We start from the raw sequence: 26,250 nt of genomic DNA on the forward strand, positions 1-26,250 counted from the left end.
TACGAAAATATCTAACTTAAAAAAAGGACGCAGCGCTAATGGTCAGGCCTTTTATGCGCCAAATGCCTGTCGCAACACTTTTGGATAACAAAGGATTTGTTTTATGACCGTTTTTCCGAGAACCGATAAATCCAGCATATCTGACGCATTGGCGATGTCTTTGACGGTGTTGTCGCGACAAAGAATGTTGATTTTATCGTCGATGATGCTGTAGGTGTTATTGGAAATAGCCGCTGTAAATACAAAGAAGGCAGCTTCTTCCGTATCATTTAGGTCGAGGGTGTTTTGCAACTGATTTTGGAGGCTTATAATTCGTTCTTTCTCAAAGGGCTGGTCCTGTATTTCAATGGCCAAAAGGTTGCGGTTCAGCAGGCCACCTGCTAAAACAGACAGCACCTTGTCGGGGTGCGCAGCCCATGATTTCAGAGCCGTCATGATGTCACTGTCATCCAGTAAGGCAAAGTGGTCCAACACCTTTGGGTCGTTTCTGAATTGCGCCAATGAAGGCTGATGGTTTAAAAAGTAGGCCAGATGCCCGGGTATTTGCATGGTTTGAGAATCGCCGGCCAGTTGCCGGGCCCTTCTGAGAATGTTGATCAGCATTTTTTCAGCCACAAGCGCTGTCTTGTGCAGGTACACCTGCCAATACATCAGTCGGCGCGCAATAAGAAATTTTTCTATGGAGTAGATGCCTTTGGCTTCCACGACCAGTTGATCGTTGGCCACACTCAGCATTTTTATGATGCGGTCGGAGCTTACCACACCTTCTGAAACGCCCGTGTAAAAACTGTCGCGACGCAGGTAGTCCAGCCGGTCCATGTCGAGTTGGCTGCTCACCAGTTGGTGAAGAAACTTTTTGGGATAACGGTTGGTAAATATTTTAATGGCCATTGTTAAGCGGCCCTTCATTTGTTCATTGAGCCGCTCCATAAAAAGGAGAGAGATTTCCTCATGGTCGATGCCCTGAACCAGCGTGGATTCCAGTACATGGGAAAAGGGCCCATGCCCTAAATCGTGCATCAGAATGGCGGCATGTACCGCCTCTGATTCTTCGGGTGTAATGTCGTGCCCTTTTTGTCGAAGCGTTTCAACGGCCTCGCTCATCAGGTGCATACACCCGAGGGTGTGCTGAAAACGGGTGTGGGTGGCCCCCGGATATACCAGAGCGGTCATGCCCAGTTGCTTGATCCATCTGAGCCGCTGCAAATAGGGATGCTCGATTAAATCGAATAGCAGTTCTCCCGGAATAGAAATGAATCCGTGCACCGGGTCGTTGATGATTTTCTTTTTGTTAGTGGTTTTCAAAATGGAATGGTTTGTGGGTGCAAAGATAGGGCTTATCGTTAAGAAAGAAAGGGTTGGTCGGGTAGAATGGGTGGGAAGGGTCGAGAGGTGAAGCGCAGCGGAATCCCGCATGGCGGGATCAAGAGGTTGGAGGGATAAGTTAAAAAAAAGGCCGTCCGGGAGGACGGCCTTTGGGGGATGCCTGTTTTTTTATTGGGCCTCATCAGGTGGCGGGGTGTTGCCGTTTTTTTTATGTGAGACGGCACCGGCTGTGGCATTGTTGATGATGTTGTTTTTCATCTCTTCAATGGCACTGGGGTGAATGGCCGAAATGGGCTCATGTTTGCCTTCAATACCGGTGATGACAGAGATGTTTTTGGCCGGGAAATAATTGAGCGTTTCCGCAAATGGCCGTATCAGACTTTCAAAATTCTCGATGAGGTAAATTTTGTTGCCCGACTCTGGATTTTTGCGGATGATGTCAATGGTTTCTTTCAGCTCTTCAATTTCACCTTCGGCCTTACCCAAAAAGGAGAAGGTCTTTTGCCTGGCCTGCAGAATCATGCGCTCTTTTTCGGCCATGGCAGGCGTAACAATCTCTGCCCGGTATTTATGCTGAAGCATTTCGAGTTTCTGCTTTTCCGCTTCAATTTCAGAAAGCAAAGCAGCCTCCTGGGCTTTCATGTCCTGCAAAACCTTCTCAATACCCACTTTTTCGAGCTGCTTTTCGGTCATGATGCGTACCTTGGTTTCGGCGACCAATTGCTCATAGTTATTGTCGATGTTACGAACACCTACCTCGGCCGTCCGCGCTTCTTCCTGTTCCACCGCATTGGCTCTTGATTCAGCAATGGCTTTGCGGGCTTTGGTTTCCGCATTCACCGTTTGCACCCTTTTGAGCAAAGCAATGTACAAATCCGGTTCTTCCACTCCTTTTAGGCGGTGGTCGTCCACATCGGCAATGTTCATGGTGGTGATTTCCAGACCAATGTTTTCCAGGTCGCTTTTGCAGACATTGATCATTTTGGCCACCAGGGTGTCTTTGTCCTGCATCACCTGAACCGGTGTCATGGTCGCAATGGAGTCGCGTAAATGGCCTTCAATGATATTGCTGGCCAATGATTTGAGTTCGTCTTCGCGCTGAATCATGTGCAGGATGCGGATGGCGGCCAGACTGCGGCCGGCCTGATTGGAAGCAATGGCAAAACTGACCGTGGCCTTCACATTCAAGGGAACCACGCCTTCAGCAATGGCCGAATCAACCACCACCTCAATGGTGTGAGGTGTGAGGTCCATTTTGGCAAAGCGGTGCAGCAAGGGAATGGTGAAAATACGACCACCACTGATCATCTGAAATCCTTTTTTGCCGCTCACGCCTGATATAATACCCAATTCGTTACCACCAACAATGCGCATGTTCGAAATGATTTGCACCAAAAGGGTAAGAATGATGAGTCCTAAAAATACACTTACAAATACGATCATTTTAAATTCCTCCTTAGTTTTTAGTTGCGAAAAACTCTTTAACAGAAATCCCGGTGGCTTTTTCAAATTCACCCAGGAAGCCAACAAAGGATTCAGGCCCCCTGTTGACGGCACTGCTAAAGCCTTTGTCTTTGTCCATTAACACATACGAGTCGACCCCGATTTCGGAGGAATGCTTTTTGAAAGCTTCATAGAGATGGGGGAGTTGTTGCTGAAGGAAGAGAACGGAACAGCCAATTTCTTTGGCCTGTGCAATGATGTCCATCTTTTTACCGAGAATGCGGTTTTTGGCACTTTCAATGATTTTAACCGCTTCCTTGTCGCCCTGACTAAGAATATCAGCAGCTTCATTCTGGGCTTTTTCTTTGATCAAAATGTCGGTCTCGTTTTTGAGTTGCTTCAATCCGGTGTTGAGCTCTTCGATTCTTCGGAGGCCTTTGTTTTTAGCAGCTTCAATGTTGTTGCGGGCTTCGGCAATGGCCTGAACAATACTGGCCTCGCTTTCCCGCTTGTACATTTCCAGCTTTTCCTTGGCATGGATGATTTGCTCATTGGCTTTGGCCTTGGCCAATTCAATCCGGCGATTGGCATCCGATTCGGCCTTTTCAGCAATGGCCCGCAGTCGGGCCTCTTCAATCTCCACATCCTGGCGCTTCTCCGCCAATGTTTTTTGAGCCAGGTTTCCGATGTAGTTGGAGCTGTCCCATATTTTCTGAAGGGAAACAGATACCACTTTCATCCCAAAACTGGCCAGATCACTGTTGATATCCACCAACAGGGCATTTCTGAATTGGGCCCGGTCGCCTTCGGCGGCCGTAGCCTCATCGTCGCCGGAGCCATCATCATGGTAGCTGTCCTGCATACCAATCGCCTCCAGGGGCGTGGCCTTATTTAAGGCGCCTCTGAAGTTTCCGATGAGGGTTTGACGCACCTGTTCCTGTAATTCGTCAATGTCCTTTCCCATCAATCGTTCCACGGCTGAGTAGAGCATGGAGTTGTTGTCATCATCGATGCAGACACAGGCTGTGGCGTCGGCGCCTACGGTGATGCCATTGGCTGAGTTGACGCCGTCCACTTGTACGTTGATGGGCAGGACCCTCAGGTCGAGGTACTGCGCACTCTGAAAATAGGGAATGACACTGCTGCGTCCGCGCTCAACGCTAAAACCGAAGGTTTTTTCGTTTTCCTTTCTTTTTCGGCCGGTAATAACCAGCAATTTGTTGGGTGGTGCCACTTTAATGAAGGCTTTTAGGATGGCCAGAAGTATGAAAAAGCATACAACCGCCAGAATTCCTTCCAAAAGCCCGCCAGTGGCTGAACTGAAAAAATTTTCCATAAAGATTGGTGATTAAAGTTAAAGTTACTTGATTGATTGTTTTTGTATATAGACAACGTCGCTGTCCACTTTGCTGATGACGATGGCGTCTCCTTTCTGTACCGGCGTGTTTTTAAAGGCCAGTTTGGCATAGCGTTCCAGGGTGACAGAACCAAAATTGATTTTCACCTTGCCCATGGCATCCCCTTCAATGGGCAAGAGTGCTTCTCCTTTAAGGTGAAGCAATTCGTTTTCCGAAAAACTGGAGTCCAGTTTCTTGTTTTGAATGCGCTTGAATAGCTTAAAAATGAGCACCGTAATGAGTCCGACCGGGATGCTCCACAAAAGACTGGAAATACGGGACTCGCCTGTAAGGAGGGCAAAAGTGCCAATAATACCAAAGCCGGCTGAGAAATAGACCAGCGTGCGCAGAAAGCCGATGAATTTGAGCACCGTGCTGTATTTGTGTCGCCTGTAATCGACCATGTAGGAGCCCTGGATTTCCTGTGTTGTGCCGGCATCCGGACTGTCCGCGTCTGACAGGTCGATGAGGTCTGAGAGGCGGGTGTCATCCGCATCCTCTCCATCTCCGCCATCCTCTCCATCTCCCTGAAAAGAGGAAATGGCATTGGTGAATAAATCCACTAAAATAACACCAACGCCGAACATGCCGGTGAAAATGTATAGGTATAAAAGTCGGTCCATTGTTTTGGGTTTTAGAAATGGGGTCTGATGGATATGGGTATTTAGGCAGACTTGACTTCGTTAAGTTTGGCCTTAAGGTCGTTTTCGATTTTCAGGAGTTCTCCTTCTGCCTGGGCGCGTTTGGTTTTTCCTTCCTTTTGAATGGTCAGTGTTTCTTCAATGGTGGCGATCAGGTCGTTGTTGACTTTTTTCAAAGTTTCGATTTCAACAAGGCCTCTTTCATTTTCTCTGGCCGTCTCAATGGAGCCTTGCTTCAGCATTTCTGAGTTTTTAGTAAGGAGGTCGTTGGTGGTTTTGGTCATGTTTTTTTGCAGCTCCAGGGCCTTGTTCTGACGGAAGATACTGATGGCAATTACAACCTGGTTTTTCCATAGCGGAATGGTGTTCAATATGCTGCTTTGAATTTTTTCCACCAATAGCTGGTCGTTGTTCTGAATCAGCCTTATCTGTGGTGCGGTTTGGATGGAAATGGTCCGGCTCAGCTTCAGGTCGTGCAACTTTTTTTCAAAGCGGTGAACCATTTGCTTGTAGTCATGCAATCGTTGCGCGTCAGCCGGATCGGCAGACGCCGCTACGGCTTTTTCAATTTCAGGCAACTCCTGTTCATAGACCTGGTTAATTTTAAATTGTCCGGCGGCAATGTATACATCCAGTTCGCTCAAATACTCATGGTTTTTTTCATAGAGCGTGTCCAGCATGGCAATGTCTTTGAGCAATTGCATGCGGGCTTTTTCAAGTTCTTCAACAATGCGGTCGATTTGCGTACTCACCTTTTCGTAGCGGGTAATGAAGCGCTTGACCGAGTGGACCAGTCGGCCGACAAATGGCAGGCTCGCCAAAAAGCCGCCGGCCCCCAGCTTGTCCACTTTCAGTTCTTTTACGCTCTGACCCAGATGGACCAGTGTTTCTCCGATGTAGCCGGCATCCTTGGTCTTTACCTGAGAAAGGATGGACTCAGAAAAGGCGGAGATGTTGCTTTGAGCACCAATGCCGTATTGTAAAACGGATTGCGAGTCGCGAATGTCAACGGTGGTCGCTATTTGTTGTGCTTTTTCTTTGACTTCAGGTTTGAGTTGTGTTAAGTTGATGACCTGAGGTGTGTTGTTCGAGTGAAGATCCGGTGTAGTCATGGTTATTAGCCCTCCGATTTAATGGTTTTTGCCAGTACAGTTAATTCAATATCCAAATTCATTACATCCTTATCGTACAGCTTTTCTAACTGCTTTTTGAAGGCCGACTCTACCGTGTTTAATGTTTTTTCGACTTTGTCGAGGGAAGCTTGCGCTGAAGGGATGAATTCTGTTTTGGATTGTAATTCTGCATATTTGGTGACGATGGTGCCAGTGGCATCAATGTAGTAATTCAGGAATTGTCTGGAAGTCTTAATCGCATCCTGTCGCAGATTTATTTCATCCAGTATATTGTAGCCGAGGGCACAAATTTGTTGAACCTTTTGCCGCACCTCCAACCGTTGGATGGTCATGGCGGTTTGTTCAATTTCTGATAATTTGGATTTGGCCAGCGTCAGTGAAGTGTCTTTGGCAGAAGGGGGCTTGCTGTTACCAGCGTCTTGTCCGGCTCTTTGTGAGCCCAGCAGGGCGTTGACGGTAAAAAAAAGAGCGGTGGCCACAATGGCAGAAATCATTATGGGGAATCGAAAGACAACAAAGATCAGAACAAATGACACACCGGCAACTAGGCCGGAAATGACGCTTTTGTCGGGTTGCTTCCTGCTATGGTTCGATGCTTTGGGCATTGGCTTTTGGGGTGTTGGCGGTATGGTCCTTATCAGATTGAGTCGCTAAAATATAAATTATTTCAGAGAAATGGAGCAAAGAAAGGGTTTAAGTTTTACTTAGGTGTTGGATTTTGGCCTTGTTTCTCGTTAAACTTTGCTTAATTTTTCGCCACAAATTCTGCAATAATTGGCTTCCGGTGTATGATGGGGTTCCCCGCAGTTGTTACATGTTTTATGCTTGTCGGTGCTTTCATTAAAAGTGCGCGACATTTCCACCGTTACAATTCCGGTTGGAATGGCTAGTATGCTGTACCCCAAAAGCATGATGAAGCTGGCTATGAATTTCCCTAAATCCGTAAGGGGCACAATGTCACCGTAGCCCACCGTTGTGAGTGTTATGATGGCCCAATAGATGCTGAGCGGGATGCTGTAAAAGCCATTTTGAGCACCCTCAACAACGTACATGATGCTGCCCAGCATGACGACCAGTATGGCGATGAACATCATGAAAATAAGAATCTTTCGGGCGCTCCTTTGGAGGGCCAAAACCAGGAGGTTGCTGGCCCGGATAAAATGATACAGCTTTAGAATGCGGTAAATCCTTAGCAATCGGATGGCGCGAATGACCACCAGGGCTTGGGCATCAGGTGCCAATAAAGACAGAAAGGTGGGGATGATCGCCAAAAGGTCTATGATGCCCAGAAAACTAAAAATGTATTTGGCGGGTTTAGGCGACGAAAAAATCCGGAGCAGATATTCAACAGTAAACAGGATGGTTATCAGCCACTCGGCTGAGAGTAATTCCTTGCCGTAAATTTGCTTGACAGAGGGGATGCTCTCCAGCATTACCAGCGCAATGCTGATGACAATCACCACCAGCAGGGCAATATCGAAGCGTTTACCGGCAGGTGTATCTGCTTCAAAAATGATCTGATATATTTTCTCTCTAAGAGTGAGTGGTTGTTGGTCGGTTGTCATTGGTTGGTGTTTGGTGATTCAAAGGTAGGGAATTTTTGGAAAGGAGGGGAGAGGGGGGGAAGGGTAGATGGGGTTAATCGGGTGGATAGGGTTGATGGGGGAAAACGGGTGAAAGACCCATTCTTCTTACTCTATATCTTCCAGCCCGATTAACTCATCCTCCGCCCTGCTAACCCCATCGCCCCCATCCACCCTTCTCGTCCCTTCTTCCCTTTCAACCCCATCGCCCCCATCAACCCATCCCGTCCCTTCTTCCCATATTTCGTTTAAAATGCTTAAAAGTTGGTGGGTAGGGGGGCAATAACCGGGTCGTTAAGTTTAATTAATCTAAATAGTTTTGTAAATTTGCTCACTCATTAATTGTAACAAGTTGACAGGCAGAGGTGTTTTGTTTCAAGTACTGTCTTGTAATGTAAGCGTTTCCGGGTGATGATGAAAAATCTTTCATCCGTAAGAAGGATTATAGACGGTATTTATACGTCCTGCTAAAATCTTATTAAAAGACCTTGAACTCTTTAACCCGGGTGTTGTTTAACAAGGTATAAAGTGATTGATTTTGAGGCCCGAAAAGTTGGTGATATGCAGCATTGGCGGGCATCATAAAAACTTAGAATACATATGGCAAGCGAACAGGATAAATTATTGGAAGAAGTAACCAATCGGGAATATCAATATGGTTTTCATAGTGATATTGAAATGGACGCGCTTCCAAAAGGTTTGAATGAAGATGTGGTGAGGGAGATTTCCAGAAGAAAGAATGAACCTGAGTTTATGTTGGAGTTCCGATTGGCAGCGTACCGCAATTGGTTAAAAATGGAATCGCCCGAATGGGCGCATCTGAAAATCGCCCCAATCGATTTTCAGGATATGATCTATTATGCAGCCCCCAAGAAGAAGCCGCAACTTGATAGTTTGGATGATGTGGATCCGGAGCTGAGGGCGACCTTTGATAAACTGGGGATTCCGCTGGATGAGCAAAAAATATTGTCGGGCGTGGCGGTGGATGCCATCATCGACAGTGTTTCGGTTAAGACGACCTTTCGGGAAACATTGGCTGAAAAAGGGGTTATTTTTTGCAGCATTTCTGAAGCCATTCGAGAATATCCCGATTTGGTGAAGAAATATCTGGGTTCTGTGGTGCCGCCTGGCGACAACTTTTTTGCCGCCTTGAATTCGGCCGTGTTTAGCGATGGATCCTTTGTCTTCATTCCCAAAGGTGTGCGTTGCCCCATGGAACTGTCCTCCTATTTCCGGATCAATGCCCTGAATACCGGTCAGTTTGAGCGGACGCTTATTGTGGCTGAGGACGATAGTTATGTGAGCTATTTGGAGGGCTGTACGGCACCCATGCGTGATGAGAACCAATTGCATGCTGCTGTTGTGGAAATTGTGACACTCGACAGGGCTGAGGTGAAATATTCAACGGTTCAGAATTGGTATCCGGGGGATAAAAATGGCAAGGGTGGCATCTACAACTTTGTGACCAAGCGGGGTATGTGTAAAGGGGATTATTCCAAAATTTCCTGGACCCAGGTGGAAACCGGCTCAGCCATTACCTGGAAATATCCCAGTTGTGTATTAATGGGAGATAATACGGTTGGGGAGTTCTATTCGGTGGCACTTACCAATAATTACCAGCAGGCCGATACCGGTACGAAAATGATTCATCTGGGCAAAAACACCCGGAGTCTGATCGTCTCCAAAGGCATCTCAGCCGGTAAGAGTCAGAACAGTTACCGGGGACTGGTGAAGGTATCCAAGCGGGCGGACAATGCCCGTAATTTTTCTCAATGTGATTCCTTGCTTTTGGGCGATAAGTGTGGTGCTCATACCTTCCCCTATCTCGAAATCAATAATAGCTCTGCCAAGGTAGAGCATGAGGCCACTACTTCCAAAATCGGGGAGGACCAGATATTTTATTGCAACCAGCGCGGAATTGACACCGAGGATGCGGTGGGTTTAATTGTGAATGGATATGTGAAGGAAGTCATCAATCAATTGCCCATGGAATTTGCCGTGGAGGCCCAAAAATTACTGCAGATTAGTCTGGAAGGCAGTGTCGGTTAAGCCTCCTCCCATGTTTTGCTGAAAAAATATAAGATAAAAAATAGAACCATGCTAAAGATAAGGAATTTACATGCCATGATAGATGGCAAAGAGATATTAAGAGGTATCAACTTGGATATCAAGGCCGGAGAGATTCATGCCATAATGGGGCCCAATGGCTCAGGAAAAAGCACGCTGGCCTCCGTTTTGACCGGAAACGAAGCTTTTGAAGTGGTGGAAGGTACGGTGGAGTTTAATGGCAAAGATCTGCTGGACTTGTCACCTGAAGACCGGGCCCGTGAAGGTCTGTTTCTGAGTTTTCAATACCCGGTAGAAATCCCGGGTGTGAGCATGACCAACTTTATGCGTACGGCCCTCAATGAGCAGAAAAAATACCGGGGCGAGGATGTATTGTCGGCCAGTGATTTTCTGAAGCTGATGCGCGACCGTAAAAATCTGGTGGATATCGATTCTGATTTGACCAACCGTTCGGTTAACGAAGGATTTTCAGGAGGTGAAAAGAAAAAGAATGAGATTTTTCAGATGGCAATGCTGGATCCCAAATTGGCCATTCTGGATGAAACCGATTCGGGTCTGGACATCGATGCTTTGCGCATCGTGGCCAACGGAGTGAATAAGCTGCGTCGTCCCGATAATGCCACCATCCTGATTACCCACTATCAACGTTTGCTCGATTACATCATCCCCGATCATGTACACGTGCTTTACAATGGAAGAATTGTAAAGTCGGCCGGCAAGGAACTGGCGCATAAACTGGAAGAAAACGGTTACGACTGGATTAAAAAAGAGCTGGTCGGGTAGTCTTAGATGGGTTCGCCCAATGAATTAAATAAAAGATTAACAGATGAACTTATCTGAACACGATATATCGCTACAAAAACTGTTTGATACAAACAGAGCCTTTATTGAAAAGGATGCTGCCGCCGGGGTCAATTTGGCCCGGGTAAAAGCTGCAGAAGCTTTTGCCGTACAAGGCATTCCTTCCAGTAAAGTGGAAGCTTATAAATATACCAATTTGCAACCCTGGTTCAAGTCCGGTTTTGAGCAGGCATACGGACTTAACGGGTATTCGGCCGATGATCTGAAGACTTTTGAGTGCAACGTGCATGAAATGGAGTCCCATACCATTTTTACCGTCAATGGTAAATTTGTGGAGGGGAGCAGCGGTCATGCTTTGCCTGAGGGCGTGGTGGCCGGCAGCTTTTTAGAGTTGTCTCAAAAATATCCCGAAATCATTGAGAAGTATTACGGTCGGCAGGCCAAGGTTGAAACAGATGGTTTTATAGCCTTGAACACCATGTTTGCCATGGACGGCTTGTTTATTTACGTGCCAAAAAACAAGGTGGTTGAGAAGCCCATTCAAATTGTCAACGTGCTGACAGGTCCGTCCGATTTAATGGTGAATCAGCGCAATCTGATTGTGGTGGAAGAAAATGCCCAGGTGCGGGTGCTGTTCTGTGACCATACTTTATCGATGAGCCGCTTTTTGGTGAACACGGTTACGGAAGGTTTTGTGGCGGAGTCGGGCATGCTCGACTTCTACAACCTGCAGAACCAGCACAATGGCACCGTGCAGGTGGGGGGCTATTATTTTGATCAGGAAGCGAAGTCGCAACTGAATGCCAATTATTTTACGCTGCATACGGGAATTACCCGCAACAATATCTTTTCCCGCCTGGGCGGCGAACATGCCGAAAACCATATTTCCGGCTTGTATGTGATCGATAAGAATCAGCATGTGGACAATTTCTCGTTTATTGAGCATGCGGTGCCCGACTGCGAAAGCAATGAGCTTTTTAAGGGGGTGATGGACGATGCCAGTACAGGCGCCTTTACCGGCCGCATTTTGGTGGCACCGGATGCCCAGCGGACCAATGCTTACCAGTCGAACAACAACCTGTTGCTGACCGATAGCGCCAAGATGAACAGTCGGCCCCAGCTGGAAATATATGCCGACGATGTCAAATGCAGCCACGGGGCAACGGTGGGACAACTCGATGAAAATGCGATGTTCTACCTGCGGGCCAGAGGTATCAGTAAGGAGGAAGCCAATATTTTGCTGATGTATGCCTTTGCCTATGAGGTGATTGAGAAAATAAAGGTGCCTTCTCTGAAAGAGCAGATTCGCCAGCTGGTTGAAAAGCGTTTCAGAGGCGAATTGGATAAATGTGATTCCTGTGTTGTTTGCGGACAATTGGGGACCAATTTAATAAAAGCCAACTAAGCTGTCTTTGAAAGAATACGCTATATATATATAAGGTACCAATGAATTATCCCATTGAAGACATTCGCAAGGATTTTCCGATTTTAAGCCGCCCGGTTAACGGGCGGCCTTTGGTTTATTTTGACAATGGTGCCACCACTCAGACGCCTCGTCAGGTTGTGGAGGCCATGAGTCAGGTTTACTATGAATACAACAGCAATATTCACCGGGGCGTTCATACCTTAAGCAATATCTGCACCGAGGCCTTTGAGGCGGTTCGTCAGAAAATCACCACTTTTATAAATGCCACCGAAACGCGGGAGGTGATTTTTACCCGTGGAACCACTGAGGCCATTAATCTGGTGGCCCATTCTTTTGGCGAGACCTATTTGAAGGCGGGAGATGAGATCATCATTTCCGGCATGGAGCACCATTCCAATATTGTTCCCTGGCAAATGTTGCAAAAGCGCAGGGGCATTCAATTGAAAGTGATTCCTGTGCTGGACGATGGTTCACTGGATATGGGGGCCTTGCAGGAATTGGTCTCGCCACGTACACGACTGGTGGCCGTCACGCATATTAGCAATGTGCTGGGTACCATCAATCCCGTCGAAGAGATCATCGCCCTGGCGCACCAAAACCAGGCTGCGGTTTTAATCGACGGTGCCCAGGCCATCCATCATACAAAGGTGGATGTGCAACAGCTCGATTGCGACTTTTACGTCTTTTCGGGCCACAAAATGTACGGTCCGACAGGCAGCGGTGTACTTTATGGCAAGGAAAAGTGGCTATCGGAAATGGCGCCCTGGCAGGGGGGTGGTGAAATGATCAAAAGCGTGACTTTTGATCATTTCACCTTTAATGAGTTGCCCTATAAATTTGAGGCAGGAACGCCGGACTATGTGGCCACTATTGGACTGGGTGCTGCGGTGGATTACCTTCAGGGTGTCGGACTGGATGCCATTCACCAGTACGAAGAAGCGCTTTATGCTTATGCCTTCGAGCAGCTTTCTGCCTTTGGGGGTGTTGAGTTTTACGGAACAGCTGCCAACAGAGGCAGTTTGATTTCTTTTTTAATAAAAGGGATACATCCTTTTGATGCCGGAACCTTGATCGATAAAATGGGCATTGCCGTGCGTACCGGGCACCACTGTGCCCAACCCTTGATGGACCGCTTTGGCATACCCGGCACCATCCGTGCCTCTTTTGGTCTGTATAACACCCGGTCGGAAGTGGATGCTTTAATGGATGGACTGGCAAAAGTACGCCAACTGTTTGGTTAGCGGCCAAAAAATGGTGAAATTTGTCGCTCCACCTAAATGATGCGAGCTATGAACATTAAAGAGATACAAGACGAAATTGTTGAAGAGTTTTCAATGCTGACCGACTGGATGGACCGGTACTCACTGTTGATTGAGATGGGCAACGAACTGGACAATTTTGATGAAACCTACCGCACGGAGCAGAACTTAATTGAGGGTTGTCAGAGTAAAGTGTGGTTGCATGCCTGGATTGAGGATGGCCGCATTCGTTTTATGGCCGACAGTGATGCCATTATTGTAAAGGGCATCGTTTCTTTACTGATAAAGGTGATGGATGATCGCAGTCCGGATGAAATTCTTCAATCGGAACTCTTTTTTGTCGATAAAATCGGACTGAAAGAACATCTTTCCCCTACGCGTTCAAACGGACTGGTTTCCATGATTAAGCAGATGCGCATGTATGCCCTGGCCTACAAAACCAAAATGGAAAATCAATAAAAAGATAAACAAGTCCGCTTTTTGTTGGTTATACTCTGGTGTTGTCTAATCATCTTAAAATACCCTTATGAGCAATGAATTTTTAAGTAAGGAAATGGACATCGTCAACGCCATTAAAACCGTTTACGATCCGGAAATTCCTGTTAATATATATGATTTAGGCCTTATTTATGAGGTGGATGTGAAGGAAGACGGGAAGGTGCGCATTGTCATGACCCTGACCTCCCCCAACTGTCCGGTAGCCGAATCCCTGCCGCAGGAGGTGCATGATGTGGTGGCGGATTTGGAAGGCGTTACTTCGGTAGATGTGAGCATGACTTTTGATCCCCCATGGGACAGGGATATGCTTTCTGACGAAGCATTATTGGAACTGGGTTTGTTGTAAATATGTCCCTGACCAGTGAGTATATGGCCCGGGAGATTCGTTCGGAGGCGCTTCGCATCGGCTTTGACGACATCGGTTTTTCTCCGGCCAAAGAATTGGTGGAGGACAAGGAGCGGTTGACGCAATGGCTGGACAATGGGTACAACGCCGGTATGGGGTATATGGCCAACCATTTTGAAAAGCGGGTCAATCCGGCCTTGCTGGTCGAGGGCAGCCTGTCGGTCATCACCGTTGTGTACAATTATCATCCTTCTGAAGCACTGCTCTCACAGAAAGTTCCCAAAATTTCCAGATATGCCTATGGTCTGGATTATCACGACACCATTCGCAAAAAAATAGGTAGCCTTTTTGATTTTATTCGTGCGCATTTATATCCGCAACTCGAAGGACGTTTCTTTGTGGACTCTGCGCCACTGCTGGAGCGTTCATTGGCGGTGAGGGCCGGATTGGGATGGATTGGTAAAAACAGCATGCTGATTAACCGGAAGCTGGGTTCCTATATTTTTATTGGAGAACTGGTGGTCAATATGGAGTTGCCCTACCATGAAAGTCCGATGATGGACCGTTGTGGGGGGTGTAGCAATTGCGTAGATGCGTGTCCCACCCAGGCCATTCTCCCCGACCGCGTCATTGATGGTAACAAATGCATCTCTTACCTGACGATTGAGAACAAAACAGAAATTCCCAGAACTTTTGACGGGAAATTAAAGGGTTGGGCCTTTGGCTGTGACATCTGTCAGGAAGTCTGTCCCTGGAACCGCAAAGCCCCCGATACCGACGAGCCCGATTTTCGACCTTCGGAAACCTTGTTGACTATGGAGAAAGGGGATTGGGAGGAACTGACGGCTGAAGGCTTTTCAAAACTTTTCAAAGGATCGGCGGTTAAAAGGGCCAAATACGCCGGATGGCTGCGAAACTACCGCTTCGTTACCGAAAAATAAAATTTTCACTACCAAAGAATTGACTTAAGCTGATTTCCATTAGTTTTGTGCGACATCTGTTATTTTTGTAGCCTTTAATTTAAATGGGGAAGATACATCAGACTTTTAACCTGGTTTCGAAGGACGGAACGGTTTTGCGCGGACACTTCTGGAAGCCGAATGGTTATCCTGTGGCGACGATTTGTCTGGTACACGGCATCGGTGAACATGCCGGTCGTTACGACCACTGGGCGCGAAGGTTTTGCCAACAGGGGATTATGGTGTACGCGCTGGACTACAGGGGGCATGGGGCTTCGGAAGGGAAAAGGGGGCATGTGAACAGTATGACCGAACTGATGGATGATTTGGGCGTATTGGTGCGGCGCTGCAAGCGCAACTGGGGCGAAATTCCGGGTTTTATATACGGTCACAGCATGGGGGGCAATTTGGTCTTGAATTATTTGAATGTCCGTCGGCAGGATTTTACAGGCGGTATCATTTCCTCTCCCTGGCTGAAGCTGGTCCATCCGCCAAAACCAATATGGCAAAAATTGGGACAATGGTTGGATGGTCTGATTCCCGGATGGGTGTTGTCAACCGGCATTAAGTCCAGTCAGATGACCAGTGTCCTGAGTGAAAGGGAGGAGACGGATAAGGATTCCCTGATGCATGGCCGGATTTCTATCCGGTTGTTCAATGAAGTGAACCGGAGTTCCCAAAGGTTATTAGGCGATCAGGTCCATATTCACATACCCCTGTTGTTGTTTCACGGAGAGCGTGATCCCATTACCCACATGGAAGGATCCGCCCGTTTTTTTGAAAACCATAAGGATATTTGTACCTTTCATACCTATGCGGATGCCTTGCACGAATTACACCGGGAACCTATGGCCGATGAGGTGTTTAAGGATATTATGGACTGGGTTAAGGCGCAGTTGGGAGCAAAGAAACAGATAGCAACGGACTAACAGGATTCATTTATGGCAAAAGATCCCTTCAGAACCATCGTACAGATTGAAAAGTCGGCAGACTGATTTCTGTAGACTCTGGCATGCTGTTTATCGGATCGTGCTTTGCCGGTAATATCGGCCAGAAGATGGCCGATGCCCGCTTTTTTACCATGGTAAATCCCTATGGCGTTCTTTATAATCCCTTGTCGGTAGCTGGAGCTATCGAGGCCATTATGGAGAACCGAATGGTGACAGCAGACGATTTGGTGGAGCGGGATGGTTTATGGCATAGCTTCATGCACCATGGCCGTTTTAGTCACCCGGATTTAACCACCGCAGTTACGCGAATCAACCAGTCCACCGAAGAGGCCCATCGCTTTTTGCAGCAGGCAGAATATGTGATGGTCACCTTTGGTACCGCTTATGTGTATGAGCACAAACTGGAGCAAAGGGTGGTGGCCAATTGCCACAAGTTTCCTGACTTTGATTTTAACCGTTATTTACTGGAGCCGGAAGAAATTATTGAGGTCTGGAAAGATTTGATTGTCCGCTTGCGTGTTTTTAATCCCGCCATTAAAATATTTTTCACGGTGAGTCCTGTCCGCCATTGGAAGGATGGGGCGCATGGCAACCAGGTGAGTAAATCGGTGCTGTTTTTGGCCGTTGATAAATTGGTGCACCTGTTTGAAAAGGTGAGCTATTTTCCGGCCTACGAAATCGTGATGGACGAATTGCGCGACTATCGCTTCTTTGATGCCGCGATGATGCATCCCAATGAGGTGGCCGTCGATTATGTCTGGCAGCGATTCTCGCAGAGTCGGCTGAGTCCGGAGGCACAGAATTACCTTCAGGAGGTATCCAAAATAGTGCGGGCCCGCTTGCATCGGCCTTCGGGGTATCCTACAGCTTCCTACCAGGGCTTTGTTCAAAAAACCCTTGAGCATTTGTTTGAACTTTCGCGACGCTATCCCGCTGCCCGACTCGAGGATGATAAAAAATGGTTTCAGAATATCCTCGACCAATTAATGGATTAACTAAGAGATCTGGATGCTTCCTCCTTTCTTTGGGACTTTTGATAAAAGTATTACTTACACTTACGTGTTTTTTATAAAAGTTGTTGATTAACTAAAAATGTACTTGGATTTGAGGGTGAAAATCACTAATTTGATACCATTGTTGAGTCTCATAATTTCCTTTTGTTATCTAATATTTTTTTAATGTTAATTAAACATATTGATTGCCAAGCGCTGTCTGATAATTAGGAAAAGGTGGCTGTAAGATTTTGTTTAAACATATTGTTAGTCAGGTTTTTATGTTACTCGTCAGGATGGCTGATGCCGGAAAGTTATATTAATATAATATTTTATGACCTATCTAAACCTAGAAAAAACCAAACTGGTAAATCTGGAGTATTCTCTCAGTCGGGAAGTTATTCGCACCAATCGTGCCGGCTCCTACTCAAGTACTACCGTTATCGGATGCAATACCCGTAAATATCATGGCATGCTGGTTAGTCCCATCGATCATTTCGGGGGTGGCCGTTTTGTATTGCTTTCCTCTCTGGATATTTCTCTTGTGCAGCATCAACAGGTTTTCAATTTAGGCATTCATAAATACCAGGGAAGCCATTTTGAACCCAAAGGGCACAAATACATGGAGAGTTATGAAATGGAGGTCACACCCAAACGCGTATACCGCGTTGGTGGAATGCTGCTTAGCACGGAGTTGTTGATGGTGGAGGCTGAAGATCAGGTGCTGATGAAAGTGACGCTTATGGAGGCCCACTCACCAACCCTGATTCGGTTTAAACCATTTTTGGCTTTTAGAAGCATTCATGATTTGACGCACCAAAACATGGTGGCCAATACGCGTTATGAGCCATAGAGAAGGGGGTTAAAATTCAGATGTATGAAGGGTTTCCTTATTTGCACATGCAAGTAAGTAAGGATAACGAATTTTTGGCCATGCCTGACTGGTACAGGGATGTTGAATATACCAAGGAGCAACACCGGGGATATCCTTTCAAAGAGGATTTATTTTCGCCCGGATACTTTGAGATGGACATTGAAAAAGGAGAGTCCCTCATTTTTTCGGCCGGGACTCTGCCGGTTAAGCCCAACGGACTTAAAGCCAAATACACCCGGGAAACCCAAAAAAGAATTCCGAGAAATACCCTGCTCAACAATCTGCTTAATTCGGCGGAGCAGTTTATCCAGCGCAGGGGCCAACGGATAAAGCTGCTGGCCGGTTATCATTGGTACCATGAGCGTCTGCGGGATACATTGGTGGCACTGCCGGGTTTGATGGCCTATCAGGCCAACAGAAGCCACTACCTTGATATTTTAGAACATGTCATTGACCAGGTGAAGAAAATTTATATCGCAGAGTCTGAGTTGGGCCTAAGGCCGAATACCCAGAATGTGGATGTACCCCTTTGGGTTTTTTATTCCATCCAGGAAATTGAACAAATGATTCCGGAAATGGATATTTGTCAAACCTACGGTGAAGCATGGTGGAAATTATCCAGCATTACATGCGCCTGAAAAGTGGCGCACTTTGTCTGCATGAAAACGGACTTTTGTATGCCAAAGTCGAGGGCACACCGCTCACATGGATGGATGCGGTGGTTGATGGACAACCGGTTACCTGGCGTCCGGGATATGCCGTGGAAGTAAATGCCTTGTGGTACAATGCGCTTTGTTATTACGTGACTATGTGCGACAAACACAAGCGACATACCGAGGCCAACCGGGTGAAGGTTTTGGCGGAAAAAGTAAAACAGACCTTTGTGGAGACTTTTTGGAATGAAGCGGACGGTTGCCTTTATGATTATGTGGATGGTGACTATAAAGATGCGTCGATTCGTCCCAATCAGGTGCTGGCTGCCTCATTGACCTTCTCTCCATTAAACGTTGAACAGCAAAAATCGGTCATTGATGTCCTTAAGAAAGAGTTGTTAACCCCTCTGGGTTTGCGGACATTATCGCCTTCGGATCCAAAGTATCAGGGCGTATTGGAGGGGTCTCAGCGACAAAGGGATCTGGCCCTTCATCAGGGATCCGTATTTCCATGGCTGGCTGCTTTTTTTGCGGAGGGCTATCTGAATATACACAAGCGGGGAGGTTTGCCATTTATTAAAAAGATGGTGGATGATTTTGAAGGAGAAATGGGAAACCATTGTCTGAGTACCATCTCGGAATGCTTTAACGGCAATCCGCCTCACGTGGGAAAGGGCGCCATTAGTATGGCCTGGAACGTGGCAGCTGTTATCCGAATCATTCATCTAACCGAAAAATACAACTAACGATATGAGGGTACTCATGTTTGGGTGGGAATTCCCTCCCCATATATCAGGAGGACTTGGTACAGCCTGCTATGGCTTAACCAAAGGCCTTTCGCATATTCCGGGACTGCAGGTCCTTTTTGTTGTACCTAAAGCGTATGGCGATGAGGACCAGTCGGGGATCCGACTGGTGGGGGCCAACAAGGTCCCTGTCTCCCACAGAGAGTTAAAGTTAAAACATTTCAGCGAAACCCTGGATTATATTGAGGTTGGCTCAAAGCTTATTCCCTATATGGAGCCTGAAGAATTTTGGCGACATACCCGTGAGGAAAAACTGAGGCAGTTGGAGTTTTTGAATACCAATGAAGAAGGTTTTGTTGATTTTTCAGGTAAGTACGGCGCAGACCTTCTGCGGGAGATCAGGGACTATGCGCTTGTGTCCAATATCATTGCCCAGGATTACGCTTTTGATATCATCCATGCCCACGATTGGCTGGCTTATCCTGCCGGTATGGCAGCCAAGGAAGCTACAGGCAAACCCCTGGTGGTGCACGTGCATGCGACCGACTTTGATCGGAGCGGAGGAAGTGTTAACCCGGCCGTTTTTGAAATTGAAAAAAAGGGCATGGAAGCGGCCGACATGGTCATCACGGTGAGTAATATGACCCGACGTATTGTGGTAGAGAAGTATGGCATTGATCCCGATAAGGTGGTGACTGTTTACAATGCGGTTGAACCGCATGAAATGACGGTTGCAGATGTCCCAAAGAAGGGTGTTGACGAGAAAATTGTCACTTTTCTGGGACGTATCACCATGCAAAAGGGGCCGGAATATTTTGTGGAGGCGGCCCACCGGGTATTGCAACGCATGGATAATGTGCGCTTTGTGATGGCCGGTAGTGGCGATATGATGGAAAGCATGATTCGGCGGGCGGCCCAGTTAAAAATCAGCGACAAATTTCATTTTACAGGCTTTTTGCGTGGGGATGATGTCTTTGACATGTTGGTGATGAGCGACTTGTATGTGATGCCCTCCGTTTCGGAGCCTTTTGGTATCAGCCCGCTCGAGGCCATGCAAAGCAATGTGCCTGTATTGATTTCTCATCAATCCGGCGTTGCGGAAATTTTAACCTATGCCATCAAGACGAATTTTTGGGATGTGGATGCCATGGCAGATGCCATTTATGGGGTATTGAATTATTCGGGATTGCCAAAAATGTTTGTGGCGCATGGAAAGAAGGAGGTGGATTCGCTTAAGTGGGAAAATTCAGCCATCCATGTGAAAGCAGTGTATGATAAGGCCCTGGCCAGACAATAACTTATTTAAAAAACCATCTATGAAGACCATCTGTTTCTACTTTCAGGTTCATCAACCTTTCAGGTTTCGGAGATATCGCTTTTTTGATATTGGTAATGATCATTATTATTACGATGACTATACCAATGAAAGTGTCATGACCAAGGTCGCTGCCAAGTGCTACTTGCCAGCCAATGAGTTGCTTTTGAAAATGCTCAGGAAGCATAAGGGGAAATTTAAAGTTTCCTTTTCCATTTCCGGTCTGGCCATCGAGCAATTTAAGCTCTATGCGCCCGAAGTGCTCGATAGCTTCAAGGCTTTGGCCGATACTGGTATGGTTGAATTTTTGGCCGAGACTTATTCCCATTCTTTGGTTTCATTGAAAAATAAGGAGGCCTTTTTTTCGCAGGCGGAGGCACATGCCCATCTTATTGAATCGTTGTTTGGGAAGCGCCCAACCGTTTTTCGGAATACGGAACTGATTTATTCTGACCTCTTGGGAGAGCTCGTGGCGGAAATGGGCTATCAGGCGATGCTGACGGAAGGGGCGAAGCATGTTTTAGGGTGGAAAAGTCCCAACTTTTTGTATTGCAATTCCATTAATCCGCGCTTGAAGGTCTTGTTGAAAAATTTCAAATTGAGCGACGATATTGCTTTTCGTTTTGGCAACAAGGGCTGGAATGAATGGCCCCTGACGACCGAAAAGTTTGTGAAATGGATATTGAAATTGGACAAACGGGAAGAGGTTATCAATCTTTTTATGGACTATGAGACCTTTGGGGAACATCAGGATAAAAACACCGGCATCTTTGATTTTTTGGAGAACTTGCCGGTTGAGGTCTTGAAGCACAAAGGACTTTCGTTTTCAACGCCATCTGAAGTGGTGGCTGATTTGCAACCAATTGCCCCTGTCAGTGTGCCGCATCCTATTTCCTGGGCGGATGAAGAACGTGATCTTACCGCCTGGTTAGGTAATGAAATGCAGCAGGAGGCTTTTGATAAGCTCTATACCCTGCTTCCAAAAATACAATTGTGTAAGGATGCCAAACTATTGAAGGATTGGGATTTTCTTCAGTGTAGTGACCATTTTTACTACATGTGTACCAAGTTCTTCTCGGATGGAGATGTTCATGCTTATTTCAATCCCTATGAAACGCCTTATGAGGCCTTTATTAATTATATGAACGTACTGAGTGACTTTACCATTCGACTGAATGCGGCCGTTCCCAAGTCCGACCTGGATCAGGAATTGTCTAATTTGACCGATTTGCTGGCCGCTAAGGAGGAGAAAATAAGGAAGATGGAAGACGAAATTAAGAATTTAAGAAAGAGACGGACCTCGGTGAAGAAGCCTGTCAGTACGAAAAAGAAAGTTTAGATATTGGATGTAAATTGGACGGATTGTTGATGGGCAAACGTGATAATGAATAGTTGAAAGAACAATAATATTTTGATTTATGGTAGATAGTTATCTTAAGCCCGATTATGTGTTTGAAACCAGTTGGGAAGTTTGCAATAAAATGGGCGGTATTCATACGGTCTTGTCCTCAAGGGCGCATACGCTTGTGCAGCAATTTCAGGATCAACTGATTTTTATTGGTCCTGATGTTTGGCGTGGCCCACATAGAAATCCCGAATTTATTCCTGATGATACGCTTTTTGCAGATTGGCAGGCCGTCATGCAATACGAAGGTGTTCGGGTGAAGGTGGGAAGGTGGAATGTTCACGGCCATCCGGTGGTGATTTTGGTGGACTTTTCGCCCTTTGTGGCCAGAAAAAACGAGATATTGTCTTACTTATGGGAAACTTTTAAGGTGGATAGTATTTCCGGCCATTGGGATTATGTGGAATCGGCGCTTTTTGGTTATGCTGCCGGTGTTGTTATAGAAAGCTTTTACAAGTTTCATTTAACTGGTCCTGACAAGGTTATTGCCCATTTTAATGAGTGGATGACCGGAAGCGGGGCTTTGTATTTGAAGGATAAGCTGCCTCAGGTTGGCACCATCTTTACCACTCACGCCACAACCATTGGACGCTCATTGGCCGGTAACGGATTTCCTGTTTACGATGAAATGGCCGGGTATGACACCCATTTAAAAGCACAGGAGTTGGGTGTGATGGCCAAACATTCGATGGAGAAAATGACTGCTGCCAATGTGGATTGCTTTGCTACCGTTTCAGATATAACAGCCAATGAGTGTGCCCAGTTCTTGAATCGTCCTGTGGATGTCGTCACGCCCAATGGCTTTGAAAATGATTTTGTCCCTAAAGGAGAGCAATATGTCGAAAAACGAAACGCGGCCCGCGAAAAATTGAGACATGTGGCCTCCTGTGTAATGGGTTATCAGGTGTCCGACCAGGCACTTTTGGTGGCCAGTAGCGGACGCTATGAGTTCCGGAACAAGGGTGCCGATGTGATTTTGGATGCCCTGAAGTCCTTAAACGAGGATCCGAAGCTTGACCGGGAGGTTCTTTTCTTTGTGTTGATTCCGGCGAATACTTATGGCCCCAGAAAGGATTTGATGGACCGCTTGCAGGGAGCTGCTTTTGATGAGGCACTGCCGAATCCCTTTTTGACACACGGACTCAATGATTTGGGATATGATCCCATCATCAATAAAATCCAGGAGATTCATTTGAACAATGAAGCCTCGGAGAAAGTGAAATTGATATTCGTCCCGAGCTATCTCAATGGGGACGATGGTGTTTTTAACATCCCTTACTATGATTTGCTGATAGGTATGGACCTGACGGTTTTCCCATCTTATTATGAACCATGGGGGTACACGCCGCAGGAAAGTATTGCTTTTGGAATTCCAACGGTTAGTACGACTTTGGCTGGTTTTGGTATTTGGGCTTCCCAATTTTCTAAATCTGTTTTCGACGGGGTGGCGGTTGTTACCCGAAACGACAGCAACCGGGAGGAAGCTGTACGCAGTATTGTGACGATTATTAAGGAATTTGCCGCCTCTGATGCTTCTGTTATTGAGGAAGCGCGTAAAAAGTGTTTTAAGCTGGCTGCTGATTTGGAGTGGGAAAATCTAATTAAACATTATTACAAGGCTTATGATATTGCTTTGAAAGAAGTTAATAACCGCAGGGACCAGTTTAGTAATGTGCAACAGCAAGAGGTACGTGCGCCCCTTAAGCCCGATCTGGTATCAGTTCCTTCCTGGAAAAAACTGATTATTAAATCAAAAATGCCGGATCGCATTTCGGCGCTCAATGTTTTGGCTCGCAATCTTTGGTGGACCTGGAACTATCAGGTGGTAGAGTTGTTTGAGCTGATTGATGAGGAGATATGGGAAGACGTACGAAAAAATCCGGTACAGTTATTGGAAAAAGTGTCCTACGATAAGCTGACCCAGCTGGCAGAAGATACTTCCTTTACTTCCAAATTGGATGAAGTTTATGAGATGTTCCAGAAGTACATGGCACAGCCAATGGGGCAAGGGCCTGATATTGCCTACTTTAGTATGGAGTACGGCCTGAGTGACGTGTTGAAGATTTATAGTGGGGGGTTAGGTGTACTGGCTGGTGATTATTTGAAAGAAGCCAGTGATAAAGGTGTGAATATTACGGCAGTCGGATTGCTCTATCGTTACGGGTATTTCAAGCAGGTGTTGACCGTAAATGGGGAACAGACGGCGAGTTATGAAATGCAGGAATTCTCCAATTTACCGCTGGAGGAGGTGCGTGATGCCGATGGTCAGCTGATTAAAGTGAAAATTGATCTGCCTGGTCGGGAAATGTACGCAGCTGTATGGAAAGCGCAAGTGGGAAGAATTTCTCTGTATTTAATGGATACGGACATTGCTGAGAATACCCATCAGGATCGGGAAATTACCTATAAACTGTATGGTGGCGATTGGGAGAACCGTTTGAAACAGGAGATCTTGCTGGGCATTGGTGGTGTTCGCTTGTTGAAGGCGCTGAATGCCCAGCCGGACTTGTATCATTGCAATGAAGGTCACGCAGCACTCATTAACGTGGAGCGATTGGTGCATTTGGTAGAGAAGAAGTTTAGTTTTGCTGAAGCGCTGGAGTTGGTAAAGGTTTCCTCTTTGTTTACAACGCACACGCCTGTTCCTGCCGGACACGATAAGTTTGAGGAGGATATGTTCCGGATTTATATGCGACATATTCCTGAGAAACTCAATATAAGCTGGGAGGATTTAATGGACTTCGGTCAGGAAGGAATGGAAGAGAATGAGAAATTTTCGATGAGTGTTCTGGCCGCTAAAACCTCTCAGGAAATCAATGGTGTGAGTTGGTTACATGGAGAGGTGACAAAGAAAATGTTCCGACACATGTGGAAGGGGTATTTCCCCGAAGAGCTGCATATTAAGTACGTGACCAACGGGGTTCACTACGGTACGTGGACGGCCAAGGAGTTTCGTAAACTTTACGAGTCTGAGTTTGGCGAGGGCTTTTTGGAGGACGTCTCGGACAAGTCGCGCTGGGAGAAAATTTACAATGTTTCTGACGAACGTATTTGGGAAACCCGGGTGGCCTTACGGCGAAAATTGATTGACTATATTCGTTGGCGCATGGGTGTTGGCATGGTGGAACGCCACGAAGATCCTTCCCACATTGTGGATGTGCTCGATACCATTCGTGAAGATGCTTTAACCATTGGTTTTGCACGAAGGTTTGCGACTTATAAACGGGCCCATTTGCTGTTCACTGATTTGGATCGACTGGCCCGTATTGTGAACGATCCCAAACGGCCGGTACAGTTTATTTTTGCGGGTAAGGCCCATCCCGCTGATGCCGCCGGTCAGGGATTGATTAAGCACATTGTGGAGATTTCTAAGCGCCCCGAATTTACCGGGAAAATTATTTTCCTGGAAAATTACGATATGGAGTTGGCCAAGCGATTGGTCAGCGGTGTGGATGTATGGTTGAATACACCTACCCGACCGCTCGAAGCTTCCGGAACCAGCGGAGAAAAAGCCGAGATGAACGGGGTTCTCAATTTTAGTGTGCTGGATGGCTGGTGGTTCGAGGGTTATAAGGAAGAGGCCGGCTGGGCATTAACCGATAAGAAGGATTTTGAAAATCAGGATTTTCAAAATGATTTGGATGCCAAAACCATCTATAGTATTTTTGAGAATGAGATTATTCCCCGGTTTTTTGAAAAAAATGACAAGGGCTTTCCCGAGGGTTGGATTCAGTATGTAAAGAATTCGATTGCCAAAATTGCTCCCGAGTTTACGACCCGTCGGATGATTAATGATTATGAGGACCGCTTTTACCATCCCATGTTTGAGCGGGTGAAGTTGTTAAATGCCAACGATTACCGCATGGCACGTGAAATTGCCGGATGGAAACGCCGGGTTTACGCCGGTTGGCAGTATGTTTCGGTGCTCTCCTGTACCATGCCCGATATTGCTCAAAAAGAGCTGGGTATTGGCGAGAAATATGAAGTCGAGGTTGTTTTGGACCTGAAGCGTTTGGTTGGCGTTGACATCGGTCTGGAGATGGTGATTGCTGAGGCCAGTGAAGATCAGTTTCCTGCCATTTTGCATATTGAGCCTTTTACGGAAGTTAAGAAAGAAGGCTCGGTGGTTCATTACAAACTGGATTATAAATTGAACCTGCCTGGTGTTTATAAGTTTGGTATTCGTATGTTCCCGTATAATGAGGCCTTACCGCACAAGCAGGATTTTAGTTTGGTGAGGTGGATATAAGCGTAGCGGGATGATAGGTCGAGAGGTCAATAGGTCAATAGGTTGATAGGTCGATAGGTCGAGAGGCGAAGCGGGATGAGAGGGGGGAGAAAGGGTGAGAGGGGTTGATGGGGGCTTAAAGGGTGAGAAGGGTCGAGAGGTTAGGAGGGGTTGATGGGGTTAAAAATAAAGAGGGCAAAAGCGATTC

General features: G+C 46.6%; 22 protein-coding genes. 15 read left to right on the forward strand and 7 right to left on the reverse strand.

From position 1 onward, the window contains the following. Window positions 1–51: 51 nt before the first annotated feature. From JCM15548_RS00245 to JCM15548_RS00275, 7 genes are all read right to left on the reverse strand, one after another. Window positions 52–1,305, reverse strand: coding sequence for an HD domain-containing protein (locus tag JCM15548_RS00245; protein WP_062121922.1), 1,254 nt, complete (start codon window positions 1,303–1,305; stop codon window positions 52–54). A 189-nt stretch (window positions 1,306–1,494) separates the two neighbouring features. Next, window positions 1,495–2,769 (reverse strand): SPFH domain-containing protein, encoded by a 1,275-nt coding sequence (locus JCM15548_RS00250; protein ID WP_062121924.1) that lies wholly within the window; start codon window positions 2,767–2,769, stop codon window positions 1,495–1,497. A gap of 13 nt (window positions 2,770–2,782) precedes the next feature. After that, window positions 2,783–4,105 carry an SPFH domain-containing protein gene (locus JCM15548_RS00255; RefSeq protein WP_062121925.1) on the reverse strand — a complete coding sequence of 441 codons (1,323 nt, stop codon included), beginning with the start codon at window positions 4,103–4,105 and terminating at the stop codon, window positions 2,783–2,785. Between the two features lie 24 nt (window positions 4,106–4,129). Continuing rightward, window positions 4,130–4,789, reverse strand: a complete 660-nt coding sequence (locus JCM15548_RS00260) for a hypothetical protein (protein WP_062121926.1) — start codon at window positions 4,787–4,789, stop codon at window positions 4,130–4,132. Between the two features lie 41 nt (window positions 4,790–4,830). Further along, on the reverse strand, window positions 4,831–5,919 hold the full coding sequence (locus tag JCM15548_RS00265; RefSeq protein WP_062121927.1) for a toxic anion resistance protein: 1,089 nt from the start codon (window positions 5,917–5,919) through the stop codon (window positions 4,831–4,833). Window positions 5,920–5,924: 5 nt separating this feature from the next. Then, a complete protein-coding gene (locus tag JCM15548_RS00270) occupies window positions 5,925–6,545 on the reverse strand; it encodes a 5-bromo-4-chloroindolyl phosphate hydrolysis family protein (RefSeq protein ID WP_062121928.1) in 621 nt (206 codons plus the stop codon). 129 nt (window positions 6,546–6,674) lie between these two features. Then, window positions 6,675–7,505, reverse strand: a complete 831-nt coding sequence (locus tag JCM15548_RS00275) for an ion transporter (protein ID WP_062121929.1) — start codon at window positions 7,503–7,505, stop codon at window positions 6,675–6,677. Window positions 7,506–8,123: 618 nt separating this feature from the next. On the opposite strand from JCM15548_RS00275, the gene sufB reads away from it, so the two are divergent. From sufB to glgP, 15 genes are all read left to right on the forward strand, one after another. After that, the gene (gene sufB / locus JCM15548_RS00280) at window positions 8,124–9,572 is read left to right on the forward strand and encodes a Fe-S cluster assembly protein SufB (RefSeq protein WP_062121930.1); all 1,449 of its coding nucleotides are present in this window, start codon (window positions 8,124–8,126) and stop codon (window positions 9,570–9,572) included. Window positions 9,573–9,620: 48 nt separating this feature from the next. Next, a complete protein-coding gene (sufC, locus tag JCM15548_RS00285; protein ID WP_062121931.1) occupies window positions 9,621–10,373 on the forward strand; it encodes a Fe-S cluster assembly ATPase SufC in 753 nt (250 codons plus the stop codon). 43 nt (window positions 10,374–10,416) lie between these two features. Beyond that, window positions 10,417–11,796, forward strand: a complete 1,380-nt coding sequence (sufD, locus tag JCM15548_RS00290) for a Fe-S cluster assembly protein SufD (protein WP_062121932.1) — start codon at window positions 10,417–10,419, stop codon at window positions 11,794–11,796. Between the two features lie 41 nt (window positions 11,797–11,837). Continuing rightward, the gene (locus JCM15548_RS00295; protein WP_062121933.1) at window positions 11,838–13,058 is read left to right on the forward strand and encodes an aminotransferase class V-fold PLP-dependent enzyme; all 1,221 of its coding nucleotides are present in this window, start codon (window positions 11,838–11,840) and stop codon (window positions 13,056–13,058) included. Window positions 13,059–13,106: 48 nt separating this feature from the next. Then, on the forward strand, window positions 13,107–13,535 hold the full coding sequence (locus JCM15548_RS00300) for a SufE family protein (protein ID WP_062122100.1): 429 nt from the start codon (window positions 13,107–13,109) through the stop codon (window positions 13,533–13,535). A 67-nt stretch (window positions 13,536–13,602) separates the two neighbouring features. Next, a complete protein-coding gene (locus JCM15548_RS00305) occupies window positions 13,603–13,920 on the forward strand; it encodes an SUF system Fe-S cluster assembly protein (protein WP_062121934.1) in 318 nt (105 codons plus the stop codon). Window positions 13,921–13,922: 2 nt separating this feature from the next. Then, the gene (queG, locus tag JCM15548_RS00310) at window positions 13,923–14,861 is read left to right on the forward strand and encodes a tRNA epoxyqueuosine(34) reductase QueG (RefSeq protein ID WP_062121935.1); all 939 of its coding nucleotides are present in this window, start codon (window positions 13,923–13,925) and stop codon (window positions 14,859–14,861) included. Window positions 14,862–14,944: 83 nt separating this feature from the next. After that, the gene (locus tag JCM15548_RS00315; RefSeq protein ID WP_062121936.1) at window positions 14,945–15,808 is read left to right on the forward strand and encodes an alpha/beta hydrolase; all 864 of its coding nucleotides are present in this window, start codon (window positions 14,945–14,947) and stop codon (window positions 15,806–15,808) included. 83 nt (window positions 15,809–15,891) lie between these two features. Continuing rightward, window positions 15,892–16,824, forward strand: a complete 933-nt coding sequence (locus JCM15548_RS00320; protein WP_062121937.1) for a GSCFA domain-containing protein — start codon at window positions 15,892–15,894, stop codon at window positions 16,822–16,824. Window positions 16,825–17,155: 331 nt separating this feature from the next. Continuing rightward, the gene (locus JCM15548_RS24845) at window positions 17,156–17,674 is read left to right on the forward strand and encodes a glycogen debranching enzyme N-terminal domain-containing protein (RefSeq protein ID WP_262486822.1); all 519 of its coding nucleotides are present in this window, start codon (window positions 17,156–17,158) and stop codon (window positions 17,672–17,674) included. A 20-nt stretch (window positions 17,675–17,694) separates the two neighbouring features. Continuing rightward, a complete protein-coding gene (locus JCM15548_RS24850) occupies window positions 17,695–18,333 on the forward strand; it encodes a glycogen debranching enzyme N-terminal domain-containing protein (protein WP_262486823.1) in 639 nt (212 codons plus the stop codon). Beyond that, window positions 18,300–19,094: an amylo-alpha-1,6-glucosidase gene (locus JCM15548_RS24855; protein ID WP_262486824.1), complete on the forward strand. Its 795-nt coding sequence runs from the start codon at window positions 18,300–18,302 to the stop codon at window positions 19,092–19,094. The genes JCM15548_RS24850 and JCM15548_RS24855 overlap by 34 nt, the downstream gene beginning before the upstream one ends. A gap of 4 nt (window positions 19,095–19,098) precedes the next feature. Next, complete coding sequence (locus JCM15548_RS00330; protein ID WP_062121938.1) at window positions 19,099–20,391, forward strand: glycosyltransferase family 4 protein; 1,293 nt, start codon at window positions 19,099–19,101, stop codon at window positions 20,389–20,391. Window positions 20,392–20,410: 19 nt separating this feature from the next. Then, window positions 20,411–21,748, forward strand: a complete 1,338-nt coding sequence (locus JCM15548_RS00335; protein ID WP_062121939.1) for a glycoside hydrolase family 57 protein — start codon at window positions 20,411–20,413, stop codon at window positions 21,746–21,748. A gap of 79 nt (window positions 21,749–21,827) precedes the next feature. Then, window positions 21,828–26,063 carry an alpha-glucan family phosphorylase gene (gene glgP, locus JCM15548_RS00340; protein ID WP_062121940.1) on the forward strand — a complete coding sequence of 1,412 codons (4,236 nt, stop codon included), beginning with the start codon at window positions 21,828–21,830 and terminating at the stop codon, window positions 26,061–26,063. Window positions 26,064–26,250 lie beyond the last annotated feature (187 nt).

Source organism: Geofilum rubicundum JCM 15548 (genome assembly GCF_000974365.1).
In the GTDB taxonomy this organism is placed as follows: domain Bacteria; phylum Bacteroidota; class Bacteroidia; order Bacteroidales; family Marinilabiliaceae; genus Geofilum; species Geofilum rubicundum.